14 protein-coding genes are annotated in these 19,268 nt (G+C 64.4%); 13 read left to right on the top strand and 1 reads right to left on the bottom strand.

From position 1 onward, the window contains the following. Positions 1 to 181 precede the first annotated feature (181 nt). From PXJ20_RS29310 to PXJ20_RS29280, 7 genes are all read left to right on the top strand, one after another. The gene (locus PXJ20_RS29310) at positions 182 to 1,843 is read left to right on the top strand and encodes an NAD-dependent malic enzyme (RefSeq protein ID WP_042301693.1); all 1,662 of its coding nucleotides are present in this window, start codon (positions 182 to 184) and stop codon (positions 1,841 to 1,843) included. Between the two features lie 74 nt (positions 1,844 to 1,917). After that, on the top strand, positions 1,918 to 3,600 hold the full coding sequence (gene aspT / locus PXJ20_RS29305; protein WP_199541905.1) for an aspartate-alanine antiporter: 1,683 nt from the start codon (positions 1,918 to 1,920) through the stop codon (positions 3,598 to 3,600). Positions 3,601 to 3,659: 59 nt separating this feature from the next. After that, a complete protein-coding gene (locus PXJ20_RS29300; protein WP_026121668.1) occupies positions 3,660 to 4,070 on the top strand; it encodes a DUF3995 domain-containing protein in 411 nt (136 codons plus the stop codon). A gap of 226 nt (positions 4,071 to 4,296) precedes the next feature. Next, the gene (locus PXJ20_RS29295; RefSeq protein ID WP_421032326.1) at positions 4,297 to 5,148 is read left to right on the top strand and encodes an SDR family NAD(P)-dependent oxidoreductase; all 852 of its coding nucleotides are present in this window, start codon (positions 4,297 to 4,299) and stop codon (positions 5,146 to 5,148) included. 14 nt (positions 5,149 to 5,162) lie between these two features. Then, complete coding sequence (locus PXJ20_RS29290) at positions 5,163 to 5,987, top strand: helix-turn-helix domain-containing protein (protein ID WP_421032327.1); 825 nt, start codon at positions 5,163 to 5,165, stop codon at positions 5,985 to 5,987. Between the two features lie 292 nt (positions 5,988 to 6,279). Next, the gene (locus PXJ20_RS29285) at positions 6,280 to 7,620 is read left to right on the top strand and encodes a hypothetical protein (RefSeq protein ID WP_017775840.1); all 1,341 of its coding nucleotides are present in this window, start codon (positions 6,280 to 6,282) and stop codon (positions 7,618 to 7,620) included. A gap of 15 nt (positions 7,621 to 7,635) precedes the next feature. After that, positions 7,636 to 8,283 (top strand): c-type cytochrome, encoded by a 648-nt coding sequence (locus tag PXJ20_RS29280; protein ID WP_413214847.1) that lies wholly within the window; start codon positions 7,636 to 7,638, stop codon positions 8,281 to 8,283. A 10-nt stretch (positions 8,284 to 8,293) separates the two neighbouring features. Here PXJ20_RS29280 and PXJ20_RS29275 read toward each other — a convergent pair whose 3' ends face one another. Then, positions 8,294 to 9,832 carry a diguanylate cyclase gene (locus PXJ20_RS29275; protein WP_421032328.1) on the bottom strand — a complete coding sequence of 513 codons (1,539 nt, stop codon included), beginning with the start codon at positions 9,830 to 9,832 and terminating at the stop codon, positions 8,294 to 8,296. 541 nt (positions 9,833 to 10,373) lie between these two features. Between PXJ20_RS29275 and PXJ20_RS29270 the strand changes: the two genes are divergently transcribed. The 6 genes from PXJ20_RS29270 to PXJ20_RS29245 all read left to right on the top strand — a co-directional run bounded on the left by PXJ20_RS29270 (position 10,374) and on the right by PXJ20_RS29245 (position 19,267). Further along, positions 10,374 to 11,909 carry a catalase gene (locus tag PXJ20_RS29270; RefSeq protein ID WP_421032329.1) on the top strand — a complete coding sequence of 512 codons (1,536 nt, stop codon included), beginning with the start codon at positions 10,374 to 10,376 and terminating at the stop codon, positions 11,907 to 11,909. A gap of 77 nt (positions 11,910 to 11,986) precedes the next feature. After that, positions 11,987 to 12,565 carry an ankyrin repeat domain-containing protein gene (locus tag PXJ20_RS29265; RefSeq protein ID WP_421032667.1) on the top strand — a complete coding sequence of 193 codons (579 nt, stop codon included), beginning with the start codon at positions 11,987 to 11,989 and terminating at the stop codon, positions 12,563 to 12,565. A gap of 76 nt (positions 12,566 to 12,641) precedes the next feature. After that, positions 12,642 to 13,313, top strand: coding sequence for a heavy metal response regulator transcription factor (locus tag PXJ20_RS29260; RefSeq protein WP_017775845.1), 672 nt, complete (start codon positions 12,642 to 12,644; stop codon positions 13,311 to 13,313). After that, complete coding sequence (locus PXJ20_RS29255) at positions 13,310 to 14,701, top strand: heavy metal sensor histidine kinase (RefSeq protein ID WP_421032330.1); 1,392 nt, start codon at positions 13,310 to 13,312, stop codon at positions 14,699 to 14,701. Before PXJ20_RS29260 ends, PXJ20_RS29255 begins: the two co-directional genes overlap by 4 nt. 165 nt (positions 14,702 to 14,866) lie before the next feature. Beyond that, positions 14,867 to 16,144, top strand: coding sequence for an efflux RND transporter periplasmic adaptor subunit (locus tag PXJ20_RS29250; protein WP_421032331.1), 1,278 nt, complete (start codon positions 14,867 to 14,869; stop codon positions 16,142 to 16,144). A gap of 15 nt (positions 16,145 to 16,159) precedes the next feature. Further along, a complete protein-coding gene (locus tag PXJ20_RS29245; protein ID WP_421032332.1) occupies positions 16,160 to 19,267 on the top strand; it encodes an efflux RND transporter permease subunit in 3,108 nt (1,035 codons plus the stop codon). The last annotated feature ends 1 nt before the right edge of the window (position 19,268 follow it).

Below are 19,268 nucleotides of genomic sequence, written 5' to 3'. Positions count from 1 at the left end.
CGCATTCTTAAAACCGAACGGCAACGTCTGAGGAGGGTCATCGCTGTCGCCCGCAAACCCTTTCCTGACAAGGGTTTGCGACGACCAGGCCAGATTGGCATACCCCTTGCAAAGTAGATCGCGAAAGCTCTCGCGAGCTTGTGTCAGTACGACTTCCGATCACACCAGAGGAATTGCAATCATGGCCATCACCAATGCTGCCGAAACGAAAAAGCTCAATGTGCGCGTTGTCGCCCCGCTCGCGGGCGCCGCGCTGCTGCACGATCCGGCAAAGAACAAGGGTTCGGCATACACCCACGAAGAGCGCCGCCAGTTCGGCCTCGAAGGTCTGCTGCCGCACGCAGTGGAATCGCTCGACCGCCAGGTGGAGCGCGTGCTTTCCCATCTCGATAGTCTCGGCGACGATCTCGCACGCTACGTCTATCTGATCGATCTCGAAGCGCGCAACGAAACGGTGTTCTACAAGACGATCATGTCGGACCCGAAGCGCTTCATTCCGATTCTCTACGACCCGACCGTCGCCGACGCCTGCCTCGCGTTCGGCAACCTGTATCGCCGTGCGCGCGGCATGTACATCACGCGCGACATGAAAGGCCGCATCGCCGAAGTGCTGCGCAACTGGCCCGAGAAGGACGTGCGCTTCATCTGCGTGTCCACGGGCGGGCGCATCCTCGGCCTGGGCGATATCGGCGCGAACGGCATGGGCATTCCCATCGGCAAGCTGCAGCTCTACACGGCCTGTGCCGCGGTGCCGCCCACCTGCCTGCTGCCGGTGCTGTTCGACATCGGCACGACCAATGACCAGCTACGCGCCGACCCGTTCTATATGGGCACACGCGAGATGCCGCCCAGCGAAGCCGAACTCGACGAGTTGACCGAAGAATTCGTCCGGGCCGTGGAGGACGTGTTCCCGAACTGCTGCGTGCACTTCGAAGACTGGAAGGGCACCGACGCCATCCGCATGCTCGACCGTTATCGCGACCGCATTCTTTGCTACAACGACGACATCCAGGGCACGGCGGCCGTGGTGCTCGCCGGTATCTCGGCGGCACTGAACCAGACGGGCGGCAAGCTGGCCGACCAGCGGTTCCTGTTCCTCGGCGCGGGCTCGGCCGGTATCGGCATCGCGAAGCTGATCGCGGCGGAACTGCAATCGCGCGGTCTGTCGGCCGAAGAAGCGCGCAAGCGCGTGCGGCTCTTCGACGTCAACGGCCTCGTGGAATCGTCGCGCACTGACCTCACGGAAGCGCAGAAGCTGTGGGCGCAGGACGAAAAGCCGAGCCGCAACTTCGTGGAAGTCATCGAACGCTTCAAGCCCACCATGCTGGTCGGCGTGTCGACCAAAGGCGGCGCGTTCACGAAGGAAGTCATCGAAGCGATGTCCCGCCTGAACGAGCGGCCCGTCATCTTCGCGCTCTCGAACCCGACCAACAAGGCGGAGTGCACCGCCGAGCAGGCCTACACGTGGTCCAACGGCCGTGCGCTCTTCGCAGCCGGCGTGCAATTCGACGAGTTCGAGCTGAACGGCGTGCAGTACCGGCCGGGCCAGGCGAACAACTTCTACATCTACCCGGCCATTGGTCTTGCGACCTACGCATGCCGCCCGACGCGCCTGAACGACGAGTGCTTCATCGTCGCGGCGCACGCCACGGCAGACCAGGTCGGCCCGGCGCTGCAGGCGAAGGGCATGTTGTTCCCGAGCCAGGAGCACATCCTGGAAACGGAAATCACGACTGCGAGCCGCATTGCCGAATACATGTTCGATTCGGGCCTTGCCGGCGTGCCGCGGCCGCGTGAAATCCGCTCGTGGATCGAAAGCATGCTCTACCGGCCGGCCTACTGAACGCCGCCCCGGCACCCCGGATGCGCATGCAGCGTGCGCATCCGCCACTACTCGAATCAAGCGGGTGATTCATCATGGAATACTTTGTCCACACGCTCCAGAAGTACCCCGAGATCGCGCTGTTCCTGACGATCGGGGTGGGCTTCTGGATCGGTAATCTCAAGCTCGGCAAGTTCAATCTCGGCGTGGTGACCTCAACGTTGCTCGCCGGGCTGCTGATCGGCCAGATCGGCATCAAGCTGCCGGTCGCCTTGCAGTCCACGTTCTTCGCGATGTTCCTGTTCGCGGTGGGCTACGCGGTGGGACCGCAGTTCATTCGCGCGCTGCGCAGCGACGGCCTGCCCCAGGTGATCTTCTCGATCATCGTGTGTCTCGCGGGTACCGGCACGGCCGTCGCGCTCGGCAAGCTGCTCGGCTACAACGGGGCCCTCACGGCAGGGCTGCTTTCGGGCGGCTACACCAACTCCACGGTGCTGGGCGTGGCCACCGACCTGATCCAGCAGTCCGGCCTGCAGCAGGCCCAGTTGCAGAGCGCGCTTGCGCTCCTGCCTATCGCTTACGCGGTCACGTATCCGTTCGGCACGATCGGCTCGGCGTATCTGCTCGCCAACGTCGCGCCGAAGGTGTTCGGCTTCGACCTCGCACGCGAATGCGAGAACTACGAGCGCGAGCACGGCGTGGGCACGCCGATCGGCACGACGGCCTACCGCGAATACTCCGCACGTGCGTTTCGCCTCACGAACCCGATGCTCATCGGCAAGACTGTGTCCGACGTCGAAACCCTGTTCAATCGCGAGATTTTCGTGCGCCGCATGCGTCTGGGCGACGGCATGGAAGTGATCGACTGCAAAGGCGAAACCGTGTTGATGGCGGACTCCATCATCGCGGTGTCCGGCGGTCTCGCGCCGCTGCTCGCCTACGAGGAGCAGTTCGGCCCCGAGGTGAAGGACGTGCCGCTGCTCGACTTCCCGACGGAACTGCTTGACCTCGTGGTGACGAGCAAGGCCTACGCGGGCAAGACACTCGGCGATATCTCCGACGCGCTCTTCGGCGAACCTGGTCGCGGCGTGTTCCTCACCAACGTCACACGCTCGGACATCCTGCTGCCCATGCGGCGCGAGACGAAGATTCAACGCGGCGACGTGCTGAAGATTCTCGGCGCACGCCAGGACGTGGCGAAGATCGCGCGGACGCTCGGCTATGCGGACCGGCCGCTCGAAGGCTCGGACATGGCGTTCATGGCCTTCGGCATCGTGGTGGGCAGCCTGATCGGTGCGATCACGGTGCATATCGGCGGCGTGCCGTTGAGCCTGGGTACGGCGGTGGGGGCCATCGTGGCCGGCATTATCTGCGGCTACCTGCGCTCCACGATGCGCACCTTCGGCCACATTCCCGGCCCGGCGATCTGGGTGTTCAACAACGTGGGCCTGAACGGCTTCATTGCGTGTGTGGGACTCAACGCGGCGCTGGGTTTCGTGAGCGGCATCCAGCACTACGGGCTCACGCTGTTCCTTGCGGGCACCCTGGTGACGATCGTGCCGATCATCGTCGGCTTGCTGCTCGGACGGTACGTCTTCAAGTTCCATCCGGGGATCTTGCTGGGCGCCTGTGCGGGTGCACGCTCGACTACGGCGGCGCTCGGCTCGCTGCAGGAAGTGGCGAAGTCGAACGTGCCCGTGATCGGCTACGCGACGGGCTACGCGGTGTCGCGGCTCGTGATGGCGCTGCTCACGATCGTGGTCGTGAACGTGTTCTAGCGACGACTGAACGGCGGCCAGTCTGGCCGCCGCTCGTGCGGATAGAGAAGGGGAGCGAAATGATTGGAGCGATGTTCGGTGTGCCCGTGCTGTGCGTGCTCGCACTCGTTCACCTCTACTGGGCGTTCGGCGGGCGGCGGGCCGTCACCGTTGCCGCTTCGGCGCACAGCGGCGCGCGCGGCGTACGGCCGTCACGCGCCGCGCTCGTGGGGATTGCGGGTGCGTTCGGTGCGGCGGCCGCCGTGGTCGCGATGCGGGCCGGCTGGATCGACCTCTGGCGCGATCCGCCCAGCGTGAGAATTGCCGCCGGCATGGTTGCGCTTGCGTTCTCGCTGCGGGCAATCGGCGACTTCCGGTATGTCGGCGCATTCAAGCGCAACGGCAACGCCTCGGTGTTCGGCTTCGTGGATACGCTGCTGTGCTGTCCGCTGTGCATCGCGCTGTCCGTTGCCGCGATTTCGCCGGTGTAGGGCCTTGGGGGAGGCCACATGAAGCAGCTACGCGAGGCACCCAGACGAGGCAGCCAAATTTTGACCAAGACGGCCGCAAGGCCGTTTTGGTGCAATAGGACCATGACGGCGTGCAGCGCGCAGGGCGTGCTTGCCGCGCCGCGCTCGCCGCCGCTTTCCCCGCTTTCCCCGCTTTCCCGGGGCTTTTGCCGCTTTTACGTGCTCATTTGGTCACACGGTTTGGTCCATGCCCGATTCCCAGACGTCTGAAGCTTTCAGCACAACTACCGCGCACCCTCCGCAGCGCATGGCCGGCCGCGTCTGCCTCGTCACGGGCGGCGGCAGCGGCATTGGCCGGGCCACCGCGATCCTGATGGCGCGCGAAGGCGCGGCCGGCGTGATCGTCGCGGGGCGTCGACGCGAGCCGGGCGAAGCCACGGCGCAGGCGTGCCGCGAGGCGGGACGTGAAGCGTGCCGCGAGGCGGCAAGCAAAGCGGGCTCCGGGTCCGGCTGTGACGCCCATTACGTGCAGGCCGACGTCACGCGCGAAGCCGACGCCGCCGCGCTCGTCGAATTCGCGCTCGCACGCTTCGGCCGGCTCGACGTCGCGTTCAACAACGCCGGCTACCAGGAGCCGCGGGCGCTGCTCGAAGCCCAGACCCGCGAGACCTTCGACGCCGTGCTCGACGCGAACCTGCGCTCCGTGTTCTACGGCCTCAGGCACCAGATTCCCGCGATGCTGGAGCGCGGCGGCGGTCGTATCATCGTGAACGCGTCGGTGAGCGGCATCCGCAATCCCAATCCGGGGCTCGCGCTATATTCGGCGTCCAAGGCCGCCGTCATTTCGCTCGTGCGCTCGGCGGCGATGGAATGCGCGCCGCGCGGCATTCGCGTCAACGCCATTGCGCCGGGGCGGGTGGTAACGAGCATGATGCTCGGCTCGGGCATCGACCCGAACGCCATCGCGGCGAGCCTGCCCGTGCGGCGTCTTGGCGAGCCCGAGGAAGTCGCGCAGGCGGTGGTGTGGCTCGCATCGGACGATGCGTCATACGTCGTTGGTCACGTGCTCGCGGCCGACGGCGGTTTTCTCTCTTCGTGAGTCGTGAGGCACCCGTGACCCGCTCCATTGCCCGAGAACGGATGCGCTACTGGACCGAGCCGGCCCTGCCGGGTCTTTCGTTGCTGCGCGCGAATCTGCTGGGCCACCGCTACACGCCGCACGTGCACGAGGCGCTGGTGCTCGCGGTGACGGAAGAGGGCGGCAGCGCGTTCTTCAGCCGCGGCAGTACGCAGCGGGCCAGCACGGGCCAGGTGCTCGCGTTCAACCCGATGGAGGTGCACGCGGGGCACACCGTGGACAGCGAGATCTGGCGTTATCGCGGGTTCTATCTCGAACAGCCGGCGCTCACGGCCCTGCGTGCGCAGATCGGGCTTGCAACCGAGCCCGGCTTCGTTGCCAACGGACTCGCCGATCCGCAACTGGCGTGTGCGCTGCTCTCGGCTCACGCGCTGTTCGAAGCGGGCGAAGGGCAGGCCGGGCACGAGACGCTGATCGCGGCGCTCGGCACGCTCGTCACGCGCCACGCCGGCATGCCGCTCAAAGGCGCACGGCCTCTGCATGCACGCACGGTCATCGAGCCCGCGCTGCAACTCATCGCCGATCATTACGATGCGCCGATCACGCTCGACCAGATGGCCGCGGCCTGCGAGATCACACCGTTTCGTCTGATCCAGGCGTTTCGGGGTGCTACCGGTCTCACGCCCCATGCGTGGCTCGTCCAGACCCGCCTTCGTGCAGCGAGCCGGTTGCTGCGCAGCGGCATGACGCCGGCGGAAGCCGCGCTCACGAGCGGCTTCTGCGATCAGAGCGCATTGAACAAGCACTTCGCGCGGTGCTACGGGATCACGCCTGCGGCTTACGCACAGGCTTACATATAGCCATATTTAGCCTTACTGAATGTAAGTGAACTCGATGTCTGCAGTGTGGTCCCGGCCACAGTCTGCGGCGCAGTCCCGGCGCAATCTCGACACAGTGGATAGAGCGGCGCGCACCGTTTTTTAGTCGTGCTTCCGGTTGTGCCATCGAGCGATTGACTTCAGTCAAATCTGGCACGCGCCGTACTCCTATATTGAATCCGTGTCCGATGTGCGCCGATACGGCAAAGTGTGACTCGTTGATTCAAGAGCCAGCACCGTCGGACCCGCAAAAACAAGAAGCGGAGGGGACGACATGACTAACCGGACAAGACGGCATTGGCTTGCCGTATTCACACTCATTGCGGCCGCGCTGTCGCATGCGCCCGCGGCGCGAGCGGTTCCCGCATTCGCGCGGCAAACCGGACTGGCCTGTGTTGCATGCCACGTCAGCTTCCCGGAACTCACACCGTTCGGGCGTTTCTTCAAGCTGACCGCCTACACGCTATCGAACAAGTGGACCATTCCGCTCGCAGGCATGGCGCAGGTTTCGCAGACCAACACGCGCAGCATCAACAACGCCAACTACGACTTCGTGCGTAACCAGGACGTGGTGCTGCAACAGGCGAGCCTCTTCTACGGCGGACGCATCGCCGGTCCGGTAGGCGCTTTCGCACAGTGGACCTATGACGGCGTCGCACATCACAGCGGCATCGACAATACGGACATTCGCGCGGCAGGGCATTTCACGCAGGGCGACATCGACTTCATCTACGGCGTCACGGTCAACAACAATCCGACCGTGTCGGACGTGTGGAACACCACGCCGGCGTTTGGTTTCCCCTATGCGTCGAGCAGCGTTTCGCTCACGCCGATGGCGGCCACGCTGATCGACGGCGGCCTCGCCCAGCAGGTGGCGGGAGCGTCGGCGTACGCGTTCTGGAATCGCAGCGTGTACGCCGAGTTCGGCTTTTATCGCACCGCAGACCAGATGTTCTCCGTGTTTCGCACAGGGCAGGACATCACCACGCCGGGTGCCGTGAAACGCCTGAGGGGTGCCAATCCGTATTGGCGGGTGGCCTACAACCGCGAGTTCGGGCCGCATTCCATCGAAGTGGGCACGTTCGGGCTGATCGCGGACGTCTATCCGGACAACACGATTCCAGGTTCTCCCACTGACCGCTTCAGCGATTACGGCCTGGACCTGCAGTACCAGTACCTCACGCTCTCGCATGCCTTCACCACGCAGATCACGTTCATTCACGAAAAGGAGGACTGGAGCGCGAGCTTTCCGAGCGGCGGTATTGGCGCGGGACCCACACCCAGTAATCCGACGGATCACCTCAACACGCTCAAGCTCAAAGCTTCGTATTACTACCTGCGCAAGTACGGCGCGACGCTCGCGTACTTTTCGACGACAGGCAATGCGGACGCGGGCCTGTACGGCGCCGTTCCCGTGACTGGCAGCGCCAACGGCCTGCCCGACACGCGCGGCCTCATCTTCGAACTCGATTACCTGCCGCTGCCGCAGATAAAGCTCTCGCTGCAATACACGTGGTTCCTCAAGTTCAACGGCGCGCGCTTCAACTACGACGGCAACGGACGAAACGCCAGCGACAACAACACGCTGTACATGCTTGCCTGGTTCGTTTTTTGATCTGCGGGGTCATTCATGCGCACTCTTTATCTCCCGATTCCGCAGGCACCGTCGCGTCTCGCGGCCTGGCTCGTTGCCGTCGCGGTGGTCTTTGCCGGTCTGCCGTTACTCGCGCATGCCGAAAACAGCGAGCGAGGCGAGCGTCTGGCCGGCCAGTTGTGCGCCGCGTGTCACGGCGTGCACGGCCACAGCGAATCCCCCATCTTTCCGCGACTCTCCGCGCAGACGCCCGAGTATCTGACGGCACAGCTCAAGGGCTTTCGCGACCACGCACGCGGCGAAACCGATGCGCGCTCGTACATGTGGGCCATTGCATCGCAACTCGACGATGCCACGATCGCGTCGCTGGCCGACTATTACTCGCATCAAGAGCCGGTGCACGGCACGCCGGGCGACGCGGCGTTGCTCGCGAAGGGGCAAGACCTCTTCGAACATGGCGCGCCGGATCGAGGCACGCCCGCCTGCGCCTCGTGCCACGGCGAGCAAGGGCAGGGCAACGGCACATTCCCGCGCCTCGCGGGCCAGCACCGCGAATATCTGCAACGGCAGATCGAAGTCTTCAGCAACGGCACGCGCGCCAACGCGCCGGTCATGACGGCCATTGCCCACTCGCTGGATGCGGACGAAGCCAAAGCAGTGGCCGCGTGGCTGGAGTCCCGGTAGGGCGCGGCGGCTAATTGTCTTGCGGAGCGTCGGCCCGCGGGGCGTCCTTGCCCGCCGATCTGACGCAATTCCGGCCGGCGCGCTTGGCTTCGTACAGTGCGAAGTCTGCGGCCTTCGTCAGTTCATCCAGGGACCCCGGGTGCGCGCGTCGTCCCGTCGCGCAACCGATGCTAACCGTGAACGGATGAAGGCCAGGCGTACCGGCTTCGTGCCGCGCCTGCCACGATCTCTCCAGCTCCTCGCGTATGCCTTCGGCGATGAGCAAGGCGTTCGCCCCGTTCGTGTCGGGCAAGACGACCACGAACTCCTCGCCGCCATAGCGAGCGGCGCAATCGCCACGGCGGCGAACGCGTTGCGCGATGCAGGCGGCGAGATGCTTCAACGCTTTGTCGCCTTCGGCGTGCCCGTGCTTGTCGTTGTATTGCTTGAAATGATCGGCATCCACGTAGAGCACCGAGAGGGCGCTATCGTTACGCTGCAATCGTTCCCACTCGTTTTCCAGCACTTCGTCCAGCGCGCGCCGGTTTTTCAGGCCCGTCAGCGAATCGGTTTGCGTGAGTTCGGTCAGGCGGTATTCGGCGAGTGCGCGGTCGCGTAGCGCAAACGCCAGCAGCCAGACCACCGCGCAAAAAGCGAAGCTGATGGCCGAGGCGGAAACGCCCACGATCCACGAAAGGGTTTGCCATGAGGCGAGCACGTCGTCGAGCGCGGGTGCGACGACGGCGATCAGCGGCGTACCGGGCACGCGCTGAAACGTGTAAAGCCGGAGCACGCCATCCGTCGATGAACGCGCCGCATAGAATCCCGATGCCTCGTTCACCATGCGCGGGAAAGTAGGCGACTTGTTGAAGTTCGGCGCGAGCGCCGGCGGCAAGTAAGGATTCCTTGCCACCAGGGTGCCGTTGGTGCGGACGATGGCGGTGATGCCGTGCGGGCCGACGTCGAGGTCGTCCAGCAGGTGACGGAAATACGCCACGTCGATGGCGACCAGCGCCACGCCCTTGAAGGAGCCGTCTGCGTTGTCGATGCGTCGGCTCAATGCCATGGCTTCCACGCCACCGCGCGAGCGTGCGCGATACACCGCGGAGATGTACAGGCCGACCTTGGCCGACTGACGATGCACGAAGAAGTAATCGCGGTCGCTGAAGTCCCAGCGGTGCGTGCTCGAACAGCAGCCGTCTATCAGTTGCCCACGCGCGTCGGTCACGCCCATGCCAGTCACGTAACGCGAAGCGGCCGTGCGGTTGAACAGCAGTTCGTGCCGCACGTCGGCGTTCATGTGCTGTATGGCCGGCTTGTTGAGCGCCGCGATCAGCGTTTGCAGCGATTGATCCGAGGATTCAATGGTGCGCGAGATGTTGCTCGATAAAACGGCGGCCACGTTTCTGGATGTCTCGTGAGCGTGAGCGATCGCTGTGTCGCGCGCGGCGATGAGCGTGAGCAGGCTCACGCCCAGAACGCCCGTCGCCAGCAGCGTGCCGAGCGCGCCCACGATGAAAGGACGGCGGCCCGCGATAACGGCCGCCCGCCTGACAGAATTAGGAAACACGGTAATCGTCTTGTAGGGGCCGATCTTGTCTAAAGCGTTGACGGCAGGGACGGCTGTGAGGCGCGGATTGCCGGCGTGGTGTCAGCCGGATTATCGGCACAATGGCGGGAAAATTCAGGGTTTCGCCGCTGTTTTATTGAGGTGGTTTCCGGTGGCGCCCCCGGCGACGCAGTTCGCGTCACGCGAATTTGGCGGCGCTGCGCCAACACGGCCCGCCGTTGGATGCCCCCCAGGCTTATGCCGCTCCATCGAGCAAAGCGATAGCGTCACCGCGCCGTTTTCGCCTTTCCCAACCCTTCGCCATTTCGATTTATAGCTTCATGCAAAGAACACACTCAATTACATAATTGCACCGACCACGACTGATAATCCAATGACGTCCGAATGACATCTTTGTCATAAATGGTACCCGGCATAAATAAAGTTATGCGAATCCGTGCCTATCGCGGCGATCGTGATTTTTGATTGGAAACCTCGCGAACGAATCCATTAAATACGAGGGGCGTCACGATCTCGCGGCGCACAGCCAAAGGAAAATGTAATGGATCGCATTGTAAAAAAACTTGCCAGGACAGTTTTGTCGATTTCGATATCGACTGCTGTGATCAACATCGCCTATGCTGCGTCCCTCACAAACGACAACGGCACGCCCGTTGGCGACAACCAGAACTCCCAGACGGCCGGGCCGGCTGGCCCAGTCCTGCTACAAGATTCGCACTTGATCGAGAAACTTCAGCGCTTCGACCGCGAACGCATTCCCGAACGGGTCGTGCATGCCCGCGGCACCGGTGCATTCGGCGAATTTGTCGCAAATGCCGATATTACCGATTTGACCAAAGCCCAGGTATTTACGCCCGGTACCACGACACCCGTTTTCGTGCGATTTTCAACGGTGATGGGTTATCGCGGGTCGCCGGAACAGGCGCGCGATCCACGCGGATTTGCAGTGAAGTTCTATACGATGCAGGGAAACTGGGATCTCGTTGGTATCAACTGGCCGATTTTCTTTATTCGCGACGCCATCAAATTCCCGGATTTCGTCCATGCCAACAAGCCGAGTGCGGTGACCGGCGTGCAAGACCCGAACCTCGCGTTCGACTTCTTCGCCCACACGCCTGAAGCCACCAGCATGCTGACGCATCTTTACACCGACGAAGGCATGCCCGACTCGTATCGGCACATGGACGGCTACGGCGTGCACGCATTCAAGTTCGTCAACGCACAAGGCGAGGTGCACTACGTGAAATTCCACTGGAAGAGCGAGCAAGGCGTGCAAGGCATTCGCCCGCAAGACATCGCCACGTCCGTGGGCCGCGACTGGAACCTGATGACGGACGACCTCTATGGCGCGCTGAAGGCGGGCAGCGATCCGAAGTGGGATCTCTACATCCAGGTGCTCAATCCGCAGGACCTGAGCAAGTTCGACTTCGATGCGCTCGACGACACGAAGATCTGGACCGGCGTGCCGGAGCGCAAGATCGGCACGCTCACACTGAACCGCGTGCCCGACAACTACTTCCAGAGCACCGAGCAGTCGGCTTTCGCTCCGTCGCGCATGGTGCCGGGCATCGAGGCATCCGAAGACCGCATGCTGCAAGGCCGGCTCTTTGCCTATGCCGACACGCAGATGTACCGCCTGGGCGCGAACTACAACGATCTGCCCATCAACCGTCCGCGCGTGGCTGTCACGAACGACAACCAGGACGGCAAGATGAATTACGGCGACCGCCAGGGCGAGATCAACTATGAGCCATCCGGCATCGCCGAACTTGCCCAGGACCCGAAGGACAAGATGGTCAACACGCCGTTGTCCGGGACCACGCAGCAGGAGGCGATTCACAAGACCCTGGACTTCCGTCAGGCGGGCGAGTACTACCGGACGTTGTCTCCGCGCGACAAGAGCGATCTCGTGACCGCGCTGGCCGGCGACCTTGGCCGCGTCACCAACGACGCTAACAAGTACACGATGCTCTCGTACTTCTACAAGGCCGACGCCGATTACGGCACGCGCCTCGCGCACGCGGTGCATGCCGACCTTTCGCGAGTGCAGTCGCTTGCTTCGAGGCTTGACGGATGAAGCCATCCAGCCACGCAGGTTTCTTGAGGCGCGTGGCGCGGCGCGTCGGGGCGCATGCCGTAGCGAGCGTATCGGTTTTGCTCGTCGCGACAGGCATCGCCCTGACGTTCGCGGGCTGCGTACGGTTGCCGGAGCGGCCATCGTACGCAGCCGCTCAGCCCGCGGCCCTTCGCCGGTTCGACGACGACTGGTTCGCGGCTGCCCGTGTGGGCCGCGTCGACATTCTGCGGGCGCTCGTCGAAGCCGGGTATCCGCTCGACGCCACCAATCGAAGCGGCTATACGGCCGTGATTCTGGCCGCCTACGACGGTCAGCCCGCCGCGCTCGACTATCTGCTGAACGCGGGTGCCGACCCATGCATGGGCGACCACAACGGCAACACCGCGCTGATGGGCGCCATCTTCAAAGGCGAGTCGCAGATCGCGCAGCGGCTGATGGACACCCGGTGCGCCATCGATGCGACCAATCACGCGGGTGAGACACCGCTCGCCTTCGCGGTGCTGTTTGGCCGGCTCGACCTCGTGCCGCTGCTCGTCAAGCGAGGCGCGAACCCGAACCACGTGGACGCGCGCGGACGCTCGCTGCTGGAGGTGGCCGCCGGCCAGCGCAACGAATCGGCGGTGACGGCACTGCGCAGCGTGGGTGCAACGCAGTGAGATGCTCACCGAAGTGCTCACATGAAGTGCTCACATCGGTCGACCGCTGAATACTCTCAAGTGAATTGCCTGTGTCATGAGAATCCTGATTGTCGAAGACGAACCGAAGATGGCCTCGTATCTGCGCAAAGGCCTGATGGAAGCGAGCTTTCAGGTGGACAGCGCGCCAGACGGCCGGGAAGGGCTCTTTCTCGCCCTTGAAGAGGACTACAACCTGATCGTGCTGGACGTGATGCTGCCCGAACTGAACGGCCTCGAACTGCTGCGGCAGTTGCGCACGCGCAAGCAGACGCCCGTGCTGCTGCTCACGGCGCGCGACACGGTGGAAGACACCGTTGCCGGACTCGAAAGCGGCGCGGACGACTATCTGACCAAGCCGTTCGCATACGCCGAGTTGCTCGCGCGGATTCGCGCGTTGCTGCGACGGCCCGCACACTCCGCCGATACCGTGCTTTTCGTGGGCGATATGGAAATCGATCTGCTGAGGCGCCGCGTGCGCCGCGGCAGCGCACGTATCGAACTCACCGCGCAGGAGTTCGCGCTGGTGAAGCTCTTTGCCGAGCGGCAGGGCGAGGTGCTGACACGCATGTTCGTCACATCGCAGGTGTGGGATATGAATTTCGACAGCGATACGAACGTGGTGGACGTTGCCATCAAACGGCTGCGCAGCAAGATCGACCATCCGTTCGAGACGAAGCTGCTGCACACCGTGCGCGGCATGGGCTACGTCATGGAGACGCGGTCGTGACGGCGACGGAATCGTCGTGGTCGATGCTGCGGCGTCTTTCGTGCATGTTCTCGCTGGTCGCGATTCTGGTGCTCTCACTCGCGGGCGGGCTTCTCTATCACTCGCTTTCGTTCGAACTGAGACGGCGCGACGACGCCGAAATTGCCGTGCAACTCGCGCAGTTCACGCAGCGCGCGCAGGAACTGGGTACGCCACGCGCAATCTCGCAAAACGGCGACCTGTTTCGCGAAGCCCTGGTCGCGCATCCGCTCGTCTTCTTCGCGATATTCGACGCGCAAGGGCACACGCTGACCGACTCCGCGCGCTCGGGCCGGCGTATCACGGCAGCGGCACAAGAGGGTGGCGAGCCGTGGGCGCCGTATACCTGCAATCCGGCAACGCTCGGCCCGTCGCGCTGTATTTTCGCGGACCAGTTGCTGCCTTCGGGCGAGCCGGTGCGCGTGGTGCTGGCGCATCAGGCCGTCGTGCGTGACGCGGTGATGCGCGACTATCAGCAGGACGCGTTGCTCACCATGCTGGCCGGTTCCCTGTTGATGGGGCTGCTCGGCTACGCCATCACGCGACGCGGGCTTGCGCCCGTGAAGTCCATCGGGCAGCGTATTTCACGCATCGAAGCGCACAGCCTGGGCGAGCGGCTCGACATGGCCGCAGGTCCCGTCGAACTGCACGACATCGCAATTCCGGTGAACCGCATGCTCGATCGCCTGCAACGCGCGTTCGCGCGGCTTTCGCAGTTTTCGTCCGACCTCGCGCACGACATGCGTACGCCGCTTGCCAACATGATCGGCTCGTCGCAGATCACGTTGTCGCGCGAGCGGTCGGTAGCCGAGTACCAGGCGTTGATCGATTCCAATATCGAGGAATGCGAGCGGCTGCAGCGCATGATCGAGACGATGCTCTTCATTGCGCGAGCCGATCACGCAAAAGAGCCCTTGAAAATAGGGGTGTTGGACTGCCAGGGCGAGTTTTCGAGACTCGCGTCCTACTTCGACGCCGTGGCCGAAGACAAGCGCGTGCGCCTCGTCATGGACGGCACGCTCCCCATTCCGGCCGACCCGACCATGTTTCGCCGCGCCATGAGCAATCTGCTCTCCAACGCGCTCGATCACGCCGACGCGGAATCGGAGATCGCCATTCGCGCGTATCGCGCGAACGCGTACGTGGCCGTGGAGGTGACGAATCACGGCGCAACCATTCCGCCCGGCCATCTCGACAAGGTCTTCGACCGCTTCTATCGCGTCAATCCCGCACGCGAACAGTCCGCGAAAAACATGGGGCTCGGGCTTGCCATCGTGAAGTCGATCATGGAATCGCATCGCGGCAGAGTGGACGTGATGAGCACGGCCGGTCGCACCACCTTCACGCTCTACTTCCCCCTCGTCGTCTAACGCCGCGTCGGCACCACGAAGCCGACGCGCGCCTTCGCGGATGTCAAAGATGACATCCTGCAGTCACCTGATAATCAGTCGCGCCTGACCAGAATGGCTCCGGTAATGACCGAGGCAAAACGCGTTGCATCGCGCGTACGCCTCATCCATCTATCGAGAGCATCCGTGAAAAATTCGAAACGCAGGCGTATTGCCTTATCGGCCGGTGCAGCCGCCATCGTGGCCCTCATCGGCGTGGTGGCCTTGCATGGGCACGCGCCCACCGCCGCAGCGGCGACCCAGCCGCCGGCCACACCGTCACCGGCGAATGAGGCACCTGCTGTGCCTGACACGGTGCAGGTTTCCGCCGACGCGCTCAACAACATGAACCTGCACCTCGCAACGGCCGAGCTTCGCCCAGGCGTGCACACCGTCACGGCGACCGGCGTGGTCAGCTTCGACACGACACGCGTCGCGCAAGTCAGCGCAGCGTCCAAAGGACGGATCGAAGCCCTCGACGTCGCCGTAGGCGACCGCGTTCACGCGGGCCAGCAACTCGCGGCGCTGGACGAGTTCGATCTGAGCGACGTGCGCGGCCAGATCGCCAGCGCGCAGGCCGCCGTGGCGGACGCGAAAGCGGCGGCCACCACGGCGCAAGCGGCCCTCGCGCGAGCACCCGCACTGGTGGCGGCGGGCGGTCTCGCACAAAGCGAACTGGAGCGCCGGCGCGCCGCAGCGGTCAGTGCCGAAGCCATGCTGCGCTCGCGCGAGGCGGACCTGCAGAAGTGGATGGCCATGAGACAGCGGCTGATGCCCATCGGCGCAGGCACGATGCGAGGCCCGCGAAGCGGCGCCCTCGCGCAAATGAGCCCGCGCGATTCCCTGGGAGCCCTGATTGCGCCGTTCGATGGCGTCGTGACGAGCGTGGGCGTCGCAGTGGGCGACATGGTGGAGACCTCGGCACCCGTTGTTACGCTGGCCGACCCGTCCACGGTATGGGTGGTGGCGAACGTACCGGAACGCGAGGCCGCGAGTGTGCGGCCAGGCGAGACGGCAACGGTTCGCTTCGACGCGTACGCGGGGCGCACGTTCAGCGGCCACGTGGCCGATGTCGCGAGCCAGGCCGATGCCGCCACCGGCACGGTCGCCGTGCGATGCGAATTACCGAATGCGGACGGTGCCCTGCGAGCCAACATGTTCGGCACGGTGGCGATTGCCGCGCCGCTTGATCACGCTGCCGTGCTCGTGCCGGAGGCCGCGCTTCAGGACGTGAATGGCCAGACCGCCGTGTTCGTGCCCGCGGGCAAGGGGCGTTTCGCGTGGCGTGCCGTGCGGGCGGGCGAAACATCGAATGGCATGACGGAAATCGTGAGCGGCGTGGCGAGCGGAACGCCTGTTGTCGCGGACGGCAGCTATTGGTTGAAGGCGGCGTTGCTGCAAGGCGCCATTCCGGACGAAGGCTAGGGCGGGGCGAAAACCATGATGACCAAGATCGTGAATGCGGCGCTTCGCAACCGCGCCGTCGTACTGATTCTGGTGGCCGCGATGGTCGGCCTCGGCATCGTCAGCATGCAGCGGCTGCCGTTCGATGCCGAACCGGACATCTCGCCCATTCAGGTGCTGGTGACCACCCAGGCCGCGGGCCTCGCACCCGTGGACGTGGAGCGTTCCATCACGTCGCCGGTGGAACTGGCGCTTCAAGGGTTGCCGGGCATGCAGGGCCTGCGGTCCATTTCGCGCTACGGCCTCTCGGTCGTCTACGTGCGTTTTGCCGATGGCACCGACATTCATCTCGACCGCAATCTGGTGGCCGAGCGCCTGCAGACGCTGCAGCTTCCACCCGGCACGAATACGCCTCAAATGGGCCCGTTGTCGGATGGCCTGAGCGAGATCTACCAGTTTCGCGTCCATGGTCGAGGCCAGTCGCTCATGACGCTGCGCACGCTGCTCGACTGGCAGATCGCGCCGAAGCTTCGCGAAGTGGAGGGCGTGGTCGACGTCAACGTGAACGGAGGCGAACTCAAGACCTACGAGGTACAGGTGCTGGACGATGCGCTCACCCGCTATGGCCTCTCGATCAGCGACGTCTTCAACGCCGTGCAGATGAACAACGGTGCGACCGGAGGCGCGACGATCGAACACAACGGCGGCGAGTCCATCATTCGCGGCGAGGGGTTGCTGCGCGACACGGCGGACATCGGCAACATCGTGCTGCGTACGGGGCAGGGCGGCACGCCGCTTTACGTGCGCGACGTGGCGCACGTCACCGAAGCTCCCATGCCGCGCCTCGGCGCGGTCACGCATGACGGCAAGGGCGAGGCCGTGGTCGGCGTCGTGCTCATGGGGCTTGGGCAGAACACGCGCGTCGTCGCGCAACGCGTGCAGCAGGCCATCGCCGCGATCAACAAGACCTTGCCGCAAGGCGTGGAAATCACGCCGTACTACAACCGCGCGGATCTGATGAACCGCGTGCTCGACACGGTAGCGCACAACATGGTGGAAGGCGCCGTGCTCGTGATCGCCGTGCTGCTTCTGCTGCTGGGCAACGTGCGCGCGGGGTTGGTGGTGGCGTCGGCGATTCCGTTGTCGATGCTGGCTGCGGCCATTGCGATGTACTGCGCCGGCATGTCGGGCAACCTCATGAGCCTCGGGGCCATCGACTTCGGACTGCTGGTGGACGGCGCGGTGGTCACCATCGAGAACGTCGTCAGACGCCGTTCGCTTGCGCCGGACGGCCCGATGCTGCCCGTGGTGCGCGAGGCGGCCGGTGAAGTGGCGAGGCCCGTGACGTTCGCGGTCCTCATCATTACCGCCGTGTATCTGCCCGTGCTGAGTCTTCAGGGCATCGAAGGCAAGATGTTCCGCCCCATGGCCATGACTGTGATCTTCGCGCTGATTGCATCGCTCGTGCTCACGCTCACGTTGATGCCCGTACTCGCCAGCTTCCTGTTGCGCGGCAGGATCGCCGAACACGAGAGCCGCATTGTGGGCTGGGCGAGACAACGCTACGAGCCGATGCTGGCAACCGCCACGCGCCATCCCGTGCTCACCATCGGTGTTGCGCTGGCGCTGCTGGCTGCCGCGTGCGCCGCGGGCACGCGCCTGGGTGCGGAATTCCTGCCGCACCTGGAAGAAGGCGCGTTGACGGTGACGACCACCAAGCTGCCCGGCATCTCGGTGCCCTCGGCCGTACAGGCGCAGACGATGGTGGAGCGCACGCTGATGCGCTTTCCCGAAGTGCAGTCCGCGGTCACGCTGGGCGGCAGTTCGGAAATTCCCACAGACCCGATGGGCGTGGAGCAAAGCGACACCTTCATCATGCTCAAGCCCAAGTCCGCCTGGAAGACCGCGCAGAGCCAGGACGGCCTGGTGGCGGCCTACTCCGACGCGCTCGATCGCGCCGTGCCGGGGCTCACCTTGAGCTGGGACCAGCCTATCCAGATGCGCATGGACGACCTGCTTGCAGGCGTGCAGGCCGACGTGGCCATCATGGTTCACGGCAACGACCTCGACACGCTGCACGACACGGCCGAGCGCATCGCGGCCATCGTGTCGCGCGTGCCGGGCGCCGCCGATGTAGAAGCGCAGCAGACCATCGGCCAGCCTTATCTGCGCATCGTCGTGAATCGCGAGGCGGTGGCGCGCTACGGCCTGAATGCGTCGCAGGTACTGGATCTCGTGCAGTCGCTGGGTGGGCGAACCGTTGGCCAGATCGTGGACGGAGAAGGGCGGTTCGACGTGCGCGTGCGCCTGCAGTCTCAGGATCGCGACGACGTAGCGCGTATCGGCGACCTGCGCGTGAGCGACGGCGCTGGCCACGCCGTGCCGCTTTCCGAAGTGGCCGACATCCGCATGGAGCCCGGTCCGTCCACCATCGAACGCGAGGACGGGCAGCGCGTGATCATGGTGCAGGCCAACGTGCGGGGCCGCGATCTCGCCGGTTTCGTGACCGCTGCGCAGCACGCGGTGGACACGCAGTTGAAGCTGCCACCCGGCTACACCGTGTCGTGGGGCGGCAGCTTCAAGAATCTGCAGGAAGCGATGGCGCGCCTCTATGTCGTGGTGCCCGTCGCGCTGGCCGCCATCTACGTGCTGCTTTACCTGATGTTCAACAGCGCGAGTCTCGCCGCACTGATCTTCTTCAACGTGCCGTTCGCGGCTATCGGCGGAATCTTTGCGCTGTGGCTGCGCGGCCTGCCGTTCAGCATTTCCGCGGCGGTCGGCTTCATCGCGCTGTTCGGCATTGCCGTGCTCAACGGTGTGGTGCTGGTGAGCTACATCGTCGAAAAACGTTCGGAGGGACTCAGCGCGGTAGCCGCCGCGAAGCAGGCCGCATTGACACGGCTGCGGCCGGTCCTGATGACCGCCACCGTGGCGAGCCTCGGCTTCCTGCCGATGGCCTTTTCGACGAGTTCCGGCGCGGAAGTGCAACGCCCGCTTGCCACCGTCGTGATCGGCGGCCTGGTTTCCGCGACGCTGCTCACGCTGCTCGTGTTGCCGTCTGTCTACCCGTGGTTCGACCGACTCGGAAAGACGGCGCGCACGAGTGCGCCGCAAGAGACGAACGAGCCGCAATTCGCAGAGTGAT

The sequence above is a fragment of the Paraburkholderia sp. A1RI_3L genome, from assembly GCF_048957895.1.
Classification (GTDB): Bacteria; Pseudomonadota; Gammaproteobacteria; order Burkholderiales; family Burkholderiaceae; genus Paraburkholderia; species Paraburkholderia kururiensis.
The sequence above is the reverse complement of the archived record's forward strand: the minus strand, read 5'-3'. Positions and strand labels throughout refer to the sequence as shown.

What these genes read in the sequence shown, in the direction of transcription:
- PXJ20_RS29310 (WP_042301693.1), top strand. Translation starts at nt 182, where the DNA reads ATGGCCATCACCAATGCTGCCGAAACGAAAAAGCTCAATGTGCGCGTT.
- aspT (WP_199541905.1), top strand. Translation starts at nt 1,918, where the DNA reads ATGGAATACTTTGTCCACACGCTCCAGAAGTACCCCGAGATCGCGCTG.
- PXJ20_RS29300 (WP_026121668.1), top strand. Translation starts at nt 3,660, where the DNA reads ATGATTGGAGCGATGTTCGGTGTGCCCGTGCTGTGCGTGCTCGCACTC.
- PXJ20_RS29295 (WP_421032326.1), top strand. Translation starts at nt 4,297, where the DNA reads ATGCCCGATTCCCAGACGTCTGAAGCTTTCAGCACAACTACCGCGCAC.
- PXJ20_RS29285 (WP_017775840.1), top strand. Translation starts at nt 6,280, where the DNA reads ATGACTAACCGGACAAGACGGCATTGGCTTGCCGTATTCACACTCATT.
- PXJ20_RS29280 (WP_413214847.1), top strand. Translation starts at nt 7,636, where the DNA reads ATGCGCACTCTTTATCTCCCGATTCCGCAGGCACCGTCGCGTCTCGCG.
- PXJ20_RS29270 (WP_421032329.1), top strand. Translation starts at nt 10,374, where the DNA reads ATGGATCGCATTGTAAAAAAACTTGCCAGGACAGTTTTGTCGATTTCG.
- PXJ20_RS29260 (WP_017775845.1), top strand. Translation starts at nt 12,642, where the DNA reads ATGAGAATCCTGATTGTCGAAGACGAACCGAAGATGGCCTCGTATCTG.
- PXJ20_RS29245 (WP_421032332.1), top strand. Translation starts at nt 16,160, where the DNA reads ATGATGACCAAGATCGTGAATGCGGCGCTTCGCAACCGCGCCGTCGTA.